Annotated in this window: 14 protein-coding genes; 7 read left to right on the plus strand and 7 right to left on the minus strand. The window is 56.5% G+C overall.

Annotation, left to right across the window (positions count from 1 at the left end; all coding sequences use genetic code 11):
- The first annotated feature begins 2 nt into the window (after positions 1 to 2).
- From HUV30_RS13145 to glpK, 3 genes are all read left to right on the plus strand, one after another.
- Complete coding sequence (locus HUV30_RS13145) at positions 3 to 1,706, plus strand: 4Fe-4S dicluster domain-containing protein (RefSeq protein ID WP_174405880.1); 1,704 nt, start codon at positions 3 to 5, stop codon at positions 1,704 to 1,706.
- Positions 1,703 to 2,518, plus strand: coding sequence for a CoB--CoM heterodisulfide reductase iron-sulfur subunit B family protein (locus HUV30_RS13150; protein WP_174405881.1), 816 nt, complete (start codon positions 1,703 to 1,705; stop codon positions 2,516 to 2,518). Before HUV30_RS13145 ends, HUV30_RS13150 begins: the two co-directional genes overlap by 4 nt.
- A 103-nt stretch (positions 2,519 to 2,621) precedes the next feature.
- Positions 2,622 to 4,133 (plus strand): glycerol kinase GlpK, encoded by a 1,512-nt coding sequence (glpK, locus tag HUV30_RS13155; RefSeq protein ID WP_174405882.1) that lies wholly within the window; start codon positions 2,622 to 2,624, stop codon positions 4,131 to 4,133.
- A 70-nt stretch (positions 4,134 to 4,203) separates the two neighbouring features.
- On the opposite strand, the gene HUV30_RS13160 is transcribed toward glpK, so the two are convergent.
- On the minus strand, positions 4,204 to 4,455 hold the full coding sequence (locus HUV30_RS13160; RefSeq protein WP_174405883.1) for a hypothetical protein: 252 nt from the start codon (positions 4,453 to 4,455) through the stop codon (positions 4,204 to 4,206).
- Positions 4,456 to 4,457: 2 nt separating this feature from the next.
- Entirely contained in the window at positions 4,458 to 6,683 is a 2,226-nt protein-coding gene (locus HUV30_RS13165) for a discoidin domain-containing protein (RefSeq protein WP_174405884.1), read from the minus strand.
- A 193-nt stretch (positions 6,684 to 6,876) separates the two neighbouring features.
- Between HUV30_RS13165 and HUV30_RS13170 the strand changes: the two genes are divergently transcribed.
- The 4 genes from HUV30_RS13170 (at position 6,877) to HUV30_RS13185 (ending at position 10,526) form a co-directional block, all read left to right on the plus strand.
- Positions 6,877 to 8,226: an MATE family efflux transporter gene (locus tag HUV30_RS13170; RefSeq protein ID WP_174405885.1), complete on the plus strand. Its 1,350-nt coding sequence runs from the start codon at positions 6,877 to 6,879 to the stop codon at positions 8,224 to 8,226.
- 59 nt (positions 8,227 to 8,285) lie between these two features.
- The gene (locus HUV30_RS13175) at positions 8,286 to 8,561 is read left to right on the plus strand and encodes a hypothetical protein (protein WP_243452176.1); all 276 of its coding nucleotides are present in this window, start codon (positions 8,286 to 8,288) and stop codon (positions 8,559 to 8,561) included.
- Positions 8,562 to 8,665: 104 nt separating this feature from the next.
- Positions 8,666 to 9,724 carry an OmpA family protein gene (locus tag HUV30_RS13180; protein ID WP_174405886.1) on the plus strand — a complete coding sequence of 353 codons (1,059 nt, stop codon included), beginning with the start codon at positions 8,666 to 8,668 and terminating at the stop codon, positions 9,722 to 9,724.
- A gap of 64 nt (positions 9,725 to 9,788) precedes the next feature.
- Positions 9,789 to 10,526: a hypothetical protein gene (locus HUV30_RS13185; RefSeq protein WP_174405887.1), complete on the plus strand. Its 738-nt coding sequence runs from the start codon at positions 9,789 to 9,791 to the stop codon at positions 10,524 to 10,526.
- 111 nt (positions 10,527 to 10,637) lie between these two features.
- Here HUV30_RS13185 and HUV30_RS13190 read toward each other — a convergent pair whose 3' ends face one another.
- The 5 genes from HUV30_RS13190 to HUV30_RS13210 all read right to left on the minus strand — a co-directional run bounded on the left by HUV30_RS13190 (position 10,638) and on the right by HUV30_RS13210 (position 14,944).
- Complete coding sequence (locus tag HUV30_RS13190) at positions 10,638 to 10,835, minus strand: ferredoxin (protein WP_174405888.1); 198 nt, start codon at positions 10,833 to 10,835, stop codon at positions 10,638 to 10,640.
- A gap of 137 nt (positions 10,836 to 10,972) precedes the next feature.
- On the minus strand, positions 10,973 to 12,157 hold the full coding sequence (locus HUV30_RS13195; protein WP_174405889.1) for a YibE/F family protein: 1,185 nt from the start codon (positions 12,155 to 12,157) through the stop codon (positions 10,973 to 10,975).
- Between the two features lie 298 nt (positions 12,158 to 12,455).
- On the minus strand, positions 12,456 to 13,952 hold the full coding sequence (locus HUV30_RS13200; RefSeq protein WP_174405890.1) for an alkaline phosphatase: 1,497 nt from the start codon (positions 13,950 to 13,952) through the stop codon (positions 12,456 to 12,458).
- Between the two features lie 167 nt (positions 13,953 to 14,119).
- Complete coding sequence (locus HUV30_RS13205) at positions 14,120 to 14,530, minus strand: hypothetical protein (protein ID WP_174405891.1); 411 nt, start codon at positions 14,528 to 14,530, stop codon at positions 14,120 to 14,122.
- Positions 14,531 to 14,599: 69 nt separating this feature from the next.
- Positions 14,600 to 14,944 carry an Hpt domain-containing protein gene (locus HUV30_RS13210; protein WP_174405892.1) on the minus strand — a complete coding sequence of 115 codons (345 nt, stop codon included), beginning with the start codon at positions 14,942 to 14,944 and terminating at the stop codon, positions 14,600 to 14,602.
- Between the last annotated feature and the right edge of the window lie 102 nt (positions 14,945 to 15,046).

Consider the following 15,046-nt stretch of genomic DNA (forward strand, 5'->3'; position numbering starts at 1 on the left):
CTATGACCGTTTTTCGCATTCTGCTCGTACTGGCCTGTTGTATCTGCCTTGCCGGAATAGTCAGGCGCTTCTCGCGGCGTCACAAAGAAACGGCATTTGCGCCTGCGGGGCACAATCACGAGAAATCTTCCCCCTCCGGCCGTTCTTTTGCCACAGCACTTGCCGATATCCTTCTGCTCCGCCGCACAGCCCGCACAAGCATGTACCGCTGGGTCATGCACACCCTCATTCTCATCGGCTTCACAGGCCTGCTGGTGTTCCACGCGCTGGACGACATCATCGGCTACCCGTTCATCCCCGGTTATGAATCCACGCTTGATCCGTGGCAGTGGCTGCGCAACCTGTTCGGCGGCATGGCCCTTGCCGGTATTGTGCTCGCCGCAGCCCGCCGCATGGGCAACGCACGATTGAAGACCTTCTCGCGCAGGCAGGACTGGCTGCTGCTCGCCGTCATAGGCGGTATAATGATTTCCGGATTCCTGCTGGAAGCAAGCAAAATCATCTCGCCCAATGTCTTCAACCGCATGACGGAGAGCTACTTCCTCCCCGAGGACGAGAATGACATTCCCGCGTTGCAGGCATTCTGGTCGGCACACAACGGGGTCATATTCACCCCTCCGGCCAGCACGGATGCCACACTCATTGCCAAAGGCGAGGAACTCAGCGCCAACAACTGCAACTACTGCCATTCCCCCACGGCATCCGCCTTTCTTTCCCGGGCGCTTGCCACGGCCATAGGCCCCGCAGCACCTGCCCTGAACGCCGCAAACGCTGACCTGGGCCTCTGGTACCTGCACATAGTGCTCGCCTTTGCCGCGCTTGCGCTCATGCCGTACGGTAAATTTCTGCACCCTGTTGCCACTCCGGTAAACCTTGCCGTCCGCGGCGGCAGCCATAGCGCCCGCCCGCCGCTCGAAACCACAGCAGCACGCAAGGTGGGCCTTGAAGCCTGCACCCGCTGCGGCGAATGCAGCCTGCATTGCAGCGTTGCTCCGGCCTTTGCAGCCATCGGTAATGCCGACATTCTGCCCTCGGAAAAACTGGTCTCCCTGCGCGGCTATGCTACCGGCACCCTTTCGGAGCATGAAACCGATGCCTTTGCCGAAGGCAGCCGCATCTGCACGGAATGCCTGCGCTGTACGCAAATCTGTCCATCAGGCATCAATCTGCAGGACCTGTGGCTCTCCTCCAAGAAATCCCTCAAACACAGGGAACTTGACGGTCCCAACACCACCATACGTCAGTGCAATGCCATGCAGTGGGCCGAGGTGCTGAGTGCGCAGGGCAAATCCCGTTTCGAGCAGATAAAAGGCGATGGCCTGGCCGACAGGGCGGAATCCTTCTGGGGCTGCGTGCAATGCACCACATGCACCAGCGTATGTCCGGTTGTTGCAGTATCCGAGGCACCTGCCAAGGATCTTGATCTCACTCCGCAACAGATAATGAACCTGCTGCGCATGGGCCTCAAAGATCAGACCCTTGCCGCGCGCATGGTGTGGAGCTGCACGACCTGTTACAAGTGTCAGGAACACTGTCCGCAGAATATTCAGGTGGCCGACATCCTGTTTGAGCTTCGGCAGATAGCCACAGAAAGAATGAAAGAACGCAAGCTCACCGCATGCCCCCTGCCCGCCGCAACCTCGGGAAGATTCAGCGCAGCCCCGCTGCCCCCGGAAACAAAGAAGCCGGAAGGAGGCAAGGCATGAGATACGCCTATTTCTCCGGATGCAAGATTCCGCATCATCTGCCGGAATACGGCGCGTCAGTTCAGGCACTCTGCTCTGCACTTGGCATTACCCTCGTTCCCATGGAGTTCTCCTGCTGCGGCTGGCCCATCCGGCATGAAAATCCCGTGGCATCCGCCTATTCCGCCGTGCGCAACTTCGCCCTTGCGGAAAGGGAAGGCCTGTCCATACTCACGCCCTGCAAATGCTGCTTCGGCAACCTGAAGCATGCGCAGGCAAAGATGCAGCAGGACGCCCGCCTTGCGGCCGAAGTGGGTAACCTGCTCGGCAAGGAAGGTATGCGGCTGCCCGGTAAAATTGACGTCCATCACCTGCTGACCGTTCTGGACAGGGACGTTGGCGCGAAGATGCTCGGCGAGCTTGTGCGCAGTCCGCTCAGCGGAGTGAAGGTGGCCTGCCACTATGGCTGCCATGCCCTGCGCCCCGGCAATGTTACGGAATTTGACGATCCGCTGGCCCCCACGGTGTTTGAGCGCATTCTTTCCGCCACAGGTGCGGAGATGGTGCACTGGGACCTGCGTCTGGAATGCTGCGGCCACCCGCTGCGAGGGCGCGACGATACCATCTCGAATGCCCTGATGCGCAAGAAACTGGAAAACGCCCGCGATGCCGGGGCCGATATCCTTGCCACGGGCTGCACCTACTGTCAGATGCAGTTCGATCAGGAACGCCACCGGATTCATGAAACCGGTGACGGAACGAAAAAGCCCACTGCGGTGCTTTTCACCCGGCTGCTTGAAGCTGCACTGGGACTGGCACCCCGCCCCTTCTGAACCACGCATGCGGGCGGGGGCATCTCCCCATTGTGTCTTCCGTGTTTTTTCGGCATATAAACCGTACCATTGCATCAGACGCAGACTGCATAAGGAGGAAGGGATGGCGAAGTATATCGGCGCGGTGGATTCCGGCACCACCAGCAGCAGGTTCATCATTTTCGACCAGAGCGGCAGGATTGTCGGGCTTGACCAGAAGGAACACAGGCAGATCTATCCCAGCCCCGGCTGGGTGGAACATGACCCCATGGAGATCTGGAACAACACGCAGGAAGTCATCCGCGGGGCGCTTACCAAATCCGGTCTCAAAGGGTCCGACCTCAGCGCCATAGGCATTACCAACCAGCGCGAAACCACTGTGGTGTGGGACCGCAACACGGGCAAGCCTTTCTACAACGCCATTGTCTGGCAATGCACGCGCACCCACGAAATCTGCAAGGACCTTGCAGCCGAAGGCGGTCAGGATCGTTTCCGCGCACAGACCGGCCTGCCCATCGCCACCTATTTTTCCGGCCCCAAGATCCGCTGGATTCTGGACAATGTTCCCGAGGCACGGGCCGCTGCGGACAAGGGCGACATCATGTACGGCACCATCGATACGTGGATCATCTGGTGGCTGACAGGTGGGCCCAAGGGCGGCGCCCATGTCACGGACGTGACCAACGCTAGCCGCACCATGCTGATGGATCTGAAATCACTGCAATGGGAAGAGAGCATTCTCAAAGCCATGGGCATTCCGCCGCAGGGCCTGCCCCGCATTGTGCCTTCCTCCGACTCCGCAACATGGGGCCCCACCAGTGAAGACGGGCCGCTCGGAGCACGCATACCCGTTTGCGGGGCTGTAGGCGACCAGCAGGCTGCCCTTGTGGGCCAGACCTGCTTTGCTCCCGGTGAAGCAAAAAACACCTACGGCACAGGCTGCTTCCTGCTCATGCACACGGGCCACGAGCCCATACAGTCCAAGCACGGCCTCATCACCACCCTTGCCTACCAGTTCAGCGGCAGAAAACCCTCATACTGCCTTGAAGGGTCCATTGCCATTGCCGGCGCTCTGGTCCAGTGGCTGCGCGACAACCTGGGCATGTTTGAATCCGCTCCCGAAGTAGAGGCGCTGGCCGCAGAAGTGAATGATACCGGCGGCATGTACATAGTGCCCGCTTTTTCCGGCCTGTTCGCCCCCTACTGGCGGCCCGATGCCCGCGGCGTGATGGTGGGCCTTACCCGCTACATCAACCGCAACCACATTGCCCGTGCCGTTCTGGAAGCCACAGCCTATCAGACCAAGGACATAGTGGAGGCCATGAACAGAGACTCCGGCGTGACCCTCAAAAACCTGAAAGTCGACGGAGGCATGGTGTCCAACGAGCTGCTCATGCAGTTCCAGTCCGACATTCTGGATGTGCCGGTCGTGCGCCCCAAGGTGGCGGAAACCACCTGTCTTGGCGCAGCCTACGCCGCAGGCATTGCCTGCGGCTACTGGTCCGGCCGCGAAGAACTCTACAACAACTGGGAAGAAGACAAGACATGGCGCCCGTCCATGGACAGCGGCAAACGCAGCTCCATGTATGCCGGATGGAAAAAAGCCGTGGAGCGAACTCTCGACTGGGTGGAATAACTCTCAGCATCACAAAGAAAAGCGCCCCGTCGTCCGACGGGGCGCTCGTTTGTATCGAACAGAGCCAATGCTAGACAATGTCGCCCAAACCCAACCGCTCAAGGACATACCCGTAGCTGAACGGGAACATGGCGACCAGATTTTCCACTTCCACCAGCGCAAGGTCCGGCGAAAGGATCACTTGCCAGCTTCCATCAGCCCTCGCCAGCGCTTCCGCAGAAGGCGGCGGGCCATCCATGAGGATATGTTCGGGAGTTATCTCCCAGAAGCGCAGACCAGCCTCGGCACCGGCTTCACCGGCTCTTCCGTAATATGCAGTCATGACTAATATCCCCTCTCCGCAACGGCCGCCCACCGGCCGGATGATACATTATAGAAGACCCCGCCGGATACAATATACACATCCGAACCGGCGGCCTTCAGTTTCAGCTTCTCCCCATCCGCCTCGGCAAGCGCTCCACGGAATCCGCTGATATATACGGGAGGAATTGCCCTGCCAAAACTTCCGAGCCGTTCAATATACTGCGCGACATCCGGTTTAACGGAAGAATACGGCAGGGGCTGGGTATACTGGATGCCCACGGAAAAACTCTGCCCGCCATTCACCGGTACGGTAACACGGGTCCCGACCGCATAACTGTGCACTTCGGCGATGCTGCCGCCCACTTTACGGGCCCAACCGAGATATACACGGCGGATGGGGCTGCCTGCACTGTCATACATGGTACAGGTTGCAGTGTTGTAGAAGTCCCCCGTCACCGCGGTAGACACCTGCAACTCACGGATAGCGGTATTGGGGCCTCCGGCATTGAGATAGCCCACAATTTTCACATGTGTGCACGAAGTGGCGATGCGAAACTCGGCCCACGAATTGGCAGGAACATCAAACTGTCCCTCATCTTTGAACGATACACCGTCGGATGAGGAATAGATGAGAAAGGAGTTGGAATAGGTGTCATTTGCGATCACTTTCAAGCGGCACGGCCCCGGGTTAGTCTTGCTGAGAACAAGGTAGCCTGTGTTTTTCGCAAGTATGGCTGCTGTTGCATCACTGCCATCAAAGGCACATTCCGGGGTTGTGGCATTCGCATGTTCCACAAGCGTAACAACGTCGTTCGCGTACTCTGCCGCGACCCCCGCGCCAGCGCGGGTCGGCTTCGTCGTCGCGCCGAATCCCGAATACAGGCCATCCTGGGTTATATCCGCGAAAATGAAGTGAATACCATCCGGAGCAGAGAAAAGATCCACTGTCCGGCGTGATGCAAGAATTTCGGAGGGGAACACCCTGCCCGAATCCGCATACGCCACCTGAAGTCCTGCAGCTATCCCCACCGTCCCTTCAGGCACATCCGTAAACCGCAATTTGAATGTACCACATCCCACTCGACCGGCCTGCACGGGAATGCGCACCTTCACCTGCCGGGCACCAGCTACAGGCACGGCAAGAGGTAACGTCTTCACTTCAGTTACCGCGCTCCATGTAAGTGAAGAAAAGCTCCCGTTAAGGGCACCGTCTACATAAATATCAAGAGCCTGAGCGCTATTACCTGTGCTTCCTGCCGCACCGAAGTAGATGGCGTCAAAATCCCTTGGGGTATGCAGATCAATGGTAAGCCACTGTTCTGTGTCCACAGCATAGGAAACCCAGCGGGTAGCCTGGTCGTTGTCCCACATATTGTAAGCTCCATTCGATGCATCGAACGAACTTGAAGCAGATATGAGACCGTTCCCCCCCCACGCTCCTATTTGCGGAACCATGTTGTCAGCCAGCAAAGTACACACAGGCGCATCACACTCCGCCGCTTTCCACCCCGCAGGCCGCAGACCGGCGGGCGCCTTGATGATGGACTGGGGAGCATAGCAGTTACTGCTCCGCTCCCTGATTTTCGCATCAACCTGCATATGCGTGGCAACATTCTCAGGGGCATCTCCGGTATCCAGCCCGCCCGCCGTACCGCCAAGAGTCCAGCCCCCCGTCTCGCCAACAACCATTCCCCGTCCTGCATCCGCCACGAGAGAAGCAGGCAAAGAAACCGATGCGGCCGCCGCAACCGCTTCATCCCGCGCAGTGCGCACTTCGTCCGCAGCAAGCCCGACAGTTTGCGCATTTGCAGCACAACTTGCCGCAGCCGAATCTATGCTGGTCAACAGATCGGCGGGAGATAAACCACTCGTGCGCCCTATCTGCACGCATCGGCCTATCTGCTCCTGTTGCTGCTGTGCAATGAGGGTAAGGCGATCAAGCCCCCTCTCCAGAATCTCCGGCGCAAGTATCCCGGTATTGCTGAGATCAATCTCCTGAACCGGCTCAAGGTCCAGAAACAGGGTAAGTCGTTCTCCGCTGCCCACCTGGCACTGACATATGCCACCGAACTCAAACGCGTTTACCGAGTAATCAGTGCCATAGGTAAGCACGGCATCGATTCCGTCCGTTCCTGTGCGTATGGCTTTCACATCCTGCGGGGAAAAGAAGGGAAACAGAACCGGCCACTCCGTCTGTGTCCCGTTACCAGCATAGGTATGCACGGTAACCCTGGAAGAAACTGTCATGCGATCTCTCCTTTCATCATCGGCATGAGCACCGATATTTTCAGGAAATGCTACACGACATACGGGCACAGATTCCACACCACCGCGACTCAGTTCCCTCACTTTCCTTATTTTTGTTCTTTCAAGCAGGGGCGAATTCCGCTATCCATTGCATCCGCAGTGTCATAATTTCATGCAAGAGGAACTTTTTTTCATGGCTGCAACCATCTCTGCCCGAAACTATACCACGGCACCCAACACAACCCTGGTTCGCATGGCCCTGCCCGTCCTTGTCTCACTGGTGGCGGAGCCTCTCACCGGCCTTGCAGACACCGCCTTTGTAGCCCGTCTCGGAACTGAAGCGCTGGCCTCGCTGGGCATCGGCACCATGATTCTTACCTCCACATTCTGGATATTCAATTTTCTTGGAGTAGGAACCCAGACGGAACTGGCCAAACATCTTGGTGCCAATAATTCCGAAAAAGCATCCGCCGTGTGCAGTGCTTCTCTGTTGCTGGCGCTGAGCCTCGGCATTATTTCCATGCTTGCGGCCTGGCCGTTTCTTACACTGGCCGCCGAAGCAATGGGAGGTACCGGCCCGATAACCGCACTGGCAGTGGAATACATGCAGGCCCGGCTTTTCGGAGCACCCGCAGTGCTCATTACCTTTGCCTGTTTCGGAGCCCTGCGGGGCGTGCAGGACATGAAGGCCCCTCTCATGATCGCTGCCATGGTCAACGGCCTGAACATTCTGCTCGACTGGCTGCTCATCTTCGGCATCGGCCCCTTTCCCGCACTCGGAGTACAGGGTGCCGCGCTTGCCACATCTGCCAGCCAGTGGGGGGGCGCCCTGTGGGCCATATTGCTGGTCCACAGACATATAAGATTCAACAGCTCCGTCAGGCTTGATGATATCCGCCGCCTTGTCTCCATAGGTGGCGACATGTTCGTCCGTACGGGAATGGTGCTCGCCTTCCTGCTCTTTGCCACCAGAGTTGCCACGGAGGCAGGCGCAGAATCCGGTGCCGCACATCAGGCCATACGCCAGTTTTTCTTTTTTACCGCACTGTTTCTGGACGCATTTGCCATCAGCGGCCAGAGCCTCATAGGCTTCTTCATGGGCAGCAATGACAAAGCAATGGCGCGTTGTGTCGCGAAAACAGTATGCGTATGGAGCCTTGGAACGGGCTGTTTGCTCATGGCGGTCATGCTGGCCGGAAAGCAGACCATAGCCTGGCTGCTGGTACCCGCCGAAGCGTATGCCGTCTTCAATGCACCATGGGTCATTGCGGCGCTTATCCAGCCGGTCAATGCCTTGTCGTTCGCCACCGACGGAATACACTGGGGAACGGGCGACTTCCGCTTCCTTCGCAACGCCATGCTTTTGTCCGCAGCGGCGGGCATTGCCATTCTTGCCGGTACTGCACAACTTTCTCCTGAAACTCCTCTTGCATGGGTGTGGATAGCCACAGGAGTATGGACCACGGCACGGGCAGGGTTGGGTTTGATACGCATCTGGCCCGGTTATGCAAACGGACCGCTCGGTACAGCCTCCCCCTCATAAAAGCATGCAATAATTTCTTTCGTAACATCTGTCATTTCTGTTGTAATCGCTGCGGAAAAATGTATAGCCGAATTCGGTGCTCGTCATTTCCTGCAGCATACCTTTCCAAGGATGCCATAGTGAACTTCAAGGAATCGGTCATTTATGCCATAAAACGGGCACACAGAGAGAAAACTGAGCTTGTCGTAGGCAAGGAGGAGAACCACTGGGTTATCCGTGAACTCTCCGATCCGAAATCGGACATGCTTTCGCCCAGCATCATCGTGACCGGTCGCGGAATAAAGTATCCGGACCACGAAGATCTGTACGCCAGGCTGGTAGCGATGGGCGCCTAGCATTTTTCAACGGAAACCAATTTAAACTTGTCAGAAATGTTTTTTTTGCGATATATTACAAACAATCTATTCCAAAGTTTACAAACTTCATTAAGGAGAAATCAATGAAACTCGCGAAATTAATTGCAGCAGTTGCGGCAATTACCCTGCTCGGCCTCTCCGTAGTGGCACAGGCGCAGCCCATGATGCGCATGGAACCCAAAATTGCCAGCTTCGACTTTTTCATGGACTATTCCGGTTCCATGATGATGAATCATAAGACCCTCAAGGAAAAGAAGATTGTCCTTGCCCGTGATCTTATGATGAAGGTGAACAAGAAGGTTCCCGCACTGCCCTATGACGCCGCAATGCACACCTTTGCCCCCTACAGCGAACGCCTTGCTCTGGGCGCGTTCGACTCCGTTGCCATGGACAAGGCACTTCAGGCCCTTTCCACCAACGAAGGAATCCGCGGCCGTTTCACCCCCATGGGCGATGGCATCATGAAGGTTCAGCCTGCCGTTCACCCCATGAAGCGTGAAGGCGCCGTTATCCTCGTATCTGACGGTGAATCCAACATGGGCAGCGACCCCGTAACCGAAGCCAAGGTGCTGTACAATACCGAACCCGGCATCTGCCTGCACGTTGTCTCCTTTGCCGACACTCCCACCGGTGAAGAAACCCTGAAGCAGATTTCCGCTCTGAACGGCTGCTCCGTATACGCCAACGGTCCCGAACTGCTGGCCAACGAAGCCGCTCTTGACCAGTTCATGCAGGACGTCTTCTACCGCATGGTTGAAGAACAGCAGGTAACTGAAACTGCGCCTGTTCAGGAAACCGCTCCCGAAGCCGAAGCCATCGTTCTGCGTAACGTAAACTTTGCTTTCGACAGCGCCGAGATCACCAATGACTCCGCCGCCATCCTTACCGAAGCCGCAATGCTCATCAAGGATCGCCCCGGTACCATCGTGCTGACCGGTCACACCGACTCCACCGGCCCTGACGCTTACAACCAGAAGCTGTCTGAACGCCGCGCCCAGTCCGTTCGCGCCTTCCTTGCAAAGCAGGGCATCAGCGCCGACAGAATCACGGCAGTTGGCAAGGGTGAAGCTGATCCTGAATACGACAACAAGACGAGCGAAGGCCGCCGCCTCAACCGTCGAGTCGTTATCACCTTCGAATAGCACATAAAAAACAAAAGGCCCGTCAGCCCTTGCATGACGGGCCTTTTTTATTGTAACAACGCCTATGAGCAATGCACACTCCATCTTCGGAAAACTCGGATACGTAACAACCTGTTTTGCTATGCTGTTGATCATTCCGGCAGCAATGGCAGCACAGCCCGACGAATCCCACCCTTCCGGTCCATCGGCACAACTCTCCCCCGCACAGCTGGCAGCTCCGGCAGCCACCAGCCATCCTGAACAAGGCAGCAAGCAGGCGACCCAAACCGCCCTGCAGGCCCAACCTGCGCAGGCACCGGCGGCGGTTCAGAATCCGGTACCACTTAAGACTCCTGCGCCAGTTCCGCAGCCAGGTCAGCAGCCGGTTCAGAATGAAGCCACATCGTGCATCCCACTGCCCGCAACGCAGCCGACAACCGGAACAAGCATTGCCCAGCCCCCCGTGGAACAGGTTGAACCTGCCCATCTGGTAAAAGCCAGAGACAACCTGCGGGATTTTGCCTACACACGCCTCATCTCCATGGCCAGCCGGCTGTGCTACACAGCTTCAAAGCCGAATATCGAGCACAAGAGCGATAAGTGGGTGGCCACCTACAAGAATATTTCCCCTGATACGCTCATAGTACAGGTCAAGCCTGTCGAAGGTGCCAAGAACCGGTTCATGGGCCTCATCAAGTATGCTGTTCTGCACTACGAGGCATCTGCCGATAACAAATCTCTGCTTGCCCAGCAGGACTACCAGATGGTGAAGCGTCTCTGGCAGCTTGAGATTCTCCGCTTTGATGGTAAGACCTGGAAATAACGGGCCTGAAAACAGCTGAAAGGCGCGGGAACATGTTCCCGCGCCTTTTTTATTTTCCAATGTCCCGTCTGACTCGTCCTGAAACAGGCACCCTGAAGGACTCAACCATCCCTACTGTTCACACTCTATGCAATCCTCAGGGCAAAAAGCCTGCAGTTCATGAATGACAGCATCAGGAGCCACGTCGGAAAGCAGAAGCGGCCTGCTGTCACCTTCCTCCCAGCCAATGTAATCCGGCTGCAGTTCCGCGCAGCCTCCGCATCCGGTGCAGTCACCCATGAGAATATAAAAGCGCTTTTGCTCAGTCATATGCACCTCCTTGAAAGCTCCTTCCTGTACGGATAATCATCCGCCAAGCTATGCATACCATAAAATAAGCCCCCCGGGCACGGGGGGCAAGAGAAAGGAAGAGATAGAGAAGCTGTTTGCGAGTGTCTTCAAACTCTCTAGCGTGATTCAATGGCAATCTCGGGACAATGCGGCAACATTTCAGCTGCAGCGGCCTTTTGCCTGCGGGGTCGGGTATAGATGATAGCCCCGACAACGGCGGTAAACGGTGCAACCAGCACAAGGCCGAAGCTGCCCACGATGGTTTTAACCACCTCCGCAGCCACATACAGCAGATTGAAAATGTTGATAAGGGGAACCCCCTGCGCCATGAAGGCCATGAGCAGGGTCACATAACCCCCGGAATAAGCAAGAAGCAATGTTGTTGTCATGGTGCCCACGACAGACCTTCCAACCCGTATACCGGACCACAGCGCATCGCGCATTGTGATGTCCGGAGCCTTCGTGACAAGTTCGTTCTGGCTTGCGGCAACATCCATCGCCAGATCCATCACCGCACCGGAAGCGGCGACAAAGATGGCCGCCACATATATTCCGGTCAGGTCAAGATGCGCGTAGCCGGAATAGAGCAAGGTTTCGGCAAAGGGCATGACGGCCCCGTTCAGATGAAAAGCCTTTGCAGCCCACACAGCCAGTGCGGAACTCGCTCCCACCCCGAGCATGGCTCCCGAAAAAGCGACAACGCCGAGCCGCGTGGGTCCGGCAACGAGAAAAATGATCCCGGATGTCAGCAGGGCAACCACGCCGAAGGCAAGCGGTACAGGCGCAATTCCGGTCAGCAGGGCCGGAATGAACACCTTCCACAACACCAGACCGGTGAAGATGAACGACAAAAGCGCCTTGGCCCCTGTCCATCCACCGAAAACAAGGAGCAGAAGCGCAAACAGCCCGAACAGTCCGGCCTCCAATCCAATACGATAATGGTCCTGCGCCACGACCGCATTCACCGAACCATCCGGATTTCGCGTGATGACAAGCAGTGCCTCCTCGCCGGGGGCAAACACCTTGTCCACGTCGAGCCTTCCCAGCAACTGGTTCACCACATGATGCCGAGAATCTGCCAGCGGGCCATCAAGAACCTCCACAACCAGCTGCTGCGCCCCTACCTTTATGAGGGCATGCCGCTGCAATCCGGCGTTATCCGCCTCAATCACTCTGCCCCGCGCTCTCAGGGCGCTTGCATCCACCCGCTCTTCAAAGCCGGTGGGTACAAACCACAGCGCTATGGAAAGGAGCGCGAAAACCAGCACGAGAGTCTGGTCCTTACGGCACATACGGCTCATATAGGCTGCCTCCGATGAACACGATGCTATGAGGGCGGTGCAACATGCTGCACCGCCCCGTTGTTGCTGCAATTCGATCATGAACGAACGCATCTGGTCACGTCCGACAGCGTCTGACAACGTCCGATTACATCCGTTAGTATCCGGTAGTATCCTGTTGTAGTGGTCCCGCCCGAATGCATCTGGCCGCTCCCGAACGCACCAAGCCGCGTCCGATTTGTCATCAATCGGGGCATCGGGGTAGTCGCCAGTTTGATCAAACCGGCCAGCTTCTGTCGGATATGATGTGAACCCGATACTACTTGGCCGCCACGTAAACGTGCGGCTTGTTGCCGAGAATGGCCATGATCTTCTTGGCAATTTCCGACTGGTGGTAGGAGCGGTTGAAGGAATCGGCACCCACACCGATGGCGGAGGTCATAACCGGCACGGCGGTATGCGAATACGAGGTCCAGGCAAGGCCGGCCTTGTTGTTCACGATATGCGTAATGGCCACAACCAGCGGATCGTAGCCGCCGTAAAGACGCTCGTTATCCGCAGTAACCGGCTTAACCATTTCATCCAGCATGGTCTGATTAAAGGCTTCGCGGAGCGTGGCAATTTCATAGGGCTTGAGGACAAGGGGATTCTTTTCGGCATCGCCAGAGAATTCCAGTCCGAAATAATGGGTGATGGTGGGCTGCAGTGCCTCAAAGGTCACGTTGCCCTTGTTCTCCTGCTTGAAGAGCTTGAGAACATCATCCGTGAAGTACTGGAACGAGACATACTGAGATTTCAGCACATCAAAATCGGTATCATACTGAGTACCGGCAAATCCCAGCGTCATGCCCCCGCACTCATGGTCGCCGGTAACGATGATGGCAGTTTCATCAGGGTGCTTCTTGTAGAAAGCCACGGCCTCACGAACGGCATCGTCAAAGGCGACGGTATCCATGATAGCTGCCTTGGCATCGTTGGCGTGACAGGCCCAGTCTATCTTACCGCCTTCAACCATCATGAAGAAGCCCTTGCTGTTATCCAGCAGTTCAATGCCCTTGCGGGTGAACTCGGCAAGGGAGATATCCTTGTCGTTGCGATGGTCAATGGCATACGGCAGTGCGCCGGAATCCTGCAGCCACTGGTTGTAGGCAAGCACCTTGCCGGATTTTGCGGACAGGCCGAGAAAACCGTTCCGGTTATCCACAACGGTATATCCTGCCTTGCGGATGGCTTCCATGGCATCGCCGCGGCTTTCAATGCCCTTCTTCTTGCCCTTGGGGTCCTTCAGGCCGCCGCCCGCAAAGTAGTCGAAACCGCTCTCTGCAATGGCGTGATCAATGTAATGATACTGGGATCTGCTGGGAACATGCGCATAAAATGCCGCCGGAGTCGCATGGTCAATGGAGACACTGGAGACAATGCCCACCTTCATGCCACGTTCACGGGCCATTTCCGCAATGGTCTTGACCTTTGTATTGTCGGGTGCGAGGCCGATCATGCCGACATTGGTAATCTGACCGGCGCTCATGGCTGTGGCAGCTGCCGCGGAATCAACTATGAACCGGTCGGCAGCGGGTGTGGTTGTCACCCCCTGAGCAGGAAAAGAGCGCATGGAAAGGCCTTTTCCGGTAAACGCCTCCGTTGCCACCTGCTGCGGAATACCCATTCCGTCGCCTATGAACAGAAACACGTACTTGGCAGCCTTGCCGGAGTAATAATCGCCGCCCCCCGCGATTGCTCCGCCGACAAACAGGCTGCAAACCAGCATGCATGCTATCAGCAATATTCTATAGCTCTTACGCAATGCGAAAAACATAACCTTGTCCTCCTGAACGATGCCTGAATGATGAATGAAAACGCGCATAAAGACGCCGTAATCGCATCATGGAGAACTAGCGGGACAAGGTTACGCAGCAGTGACGAAGAAACAACAAACGTACGACACTTGGTGCCGCCGGAAGATATGGAGGGAAAGGGATGTGATCAGTCGAGAAGAATGGGGTCCAGAGCAAGCCTGAACGACCTGCCGTCTGTGGCAGCAGCCTCGACAGCGGAATTCGGGCTTTTGCTTTCAGAAGACGTGCAGGCATATACGGGCGGGCGCTCTTCAGGAGTGACATTACCCCCCGCACAGTTTTCACAGGGGGCACAGGTAGCTGGCGGTTCACCGCAAGTCCGGGCAGCGTGCCCTGCAGTTTCCTGTTTCGTTGCCGGTACGCCGGATACGGCTTCCAATGCCTCCAGCATGACGCAGAAGTCAGCCCAAGGCACCATCACGGAAACAGGAACTCCCTCATTCAGCAACACTGCCGAATGAATTTCTCCGTTCCCCAGCTGTTCAGCAATATCGGCAAGCCTTTCACGGGCTTCATGCACGTTCTGTAAAAAGATCACGATGCCCCCTATCGCAACGCGTCACGAACAAAAACATGATGAGGAAAGGAAAAATCCTTTCCCGGCAACTCAGGAATACATGGCAAGCCAGGCATTAATGGAATCAATCGTATCCGTTACCACAGCCGTGAAGCGACCTTTCAGTGCCACAAGCGCGACAGGATCTTCGCTGCGTGCCGCCGTTTCCAGATCCAGAGTGCAGGCATGAAGAGCATCGGCGTTAATTGTCCCGCTTGCTCCCTTAAGGCTGTGCGCTTCCTTGCGCACTTCCTCAAAATCCGCACTCTCCATAGCCGTGCAAATACGCTGGACACGAGCATCCAGAGTTTCCAGAAAGGTGGAATAGAGTTCGCCCACAAAGGCGGTATCGTTCATCAGTCTTTTCAGAGTGGCTTCAGAGTTCAGTATCAGCATGACCCTTTCCTCAGACGGACATACAAATACACGTTGCCCCCGCAATTCCTTTAAAACGCCTCTCTTTGCAGCAATTGCACATATGCTAGGCCATATGGGATA

Origin of the sequence: Desulfovibrio subterraneus (assembly GCF_013340285.1) — a bacterium.
Taxonomy (GTDB): domain Bacteria; phylum Desulfobacterota; class Desulfovibrionia; order Desulfovibrionales; family Desulfovibrionaceae; genus Halodesulfovibrio; species Halodesulfovibrio subterraneus.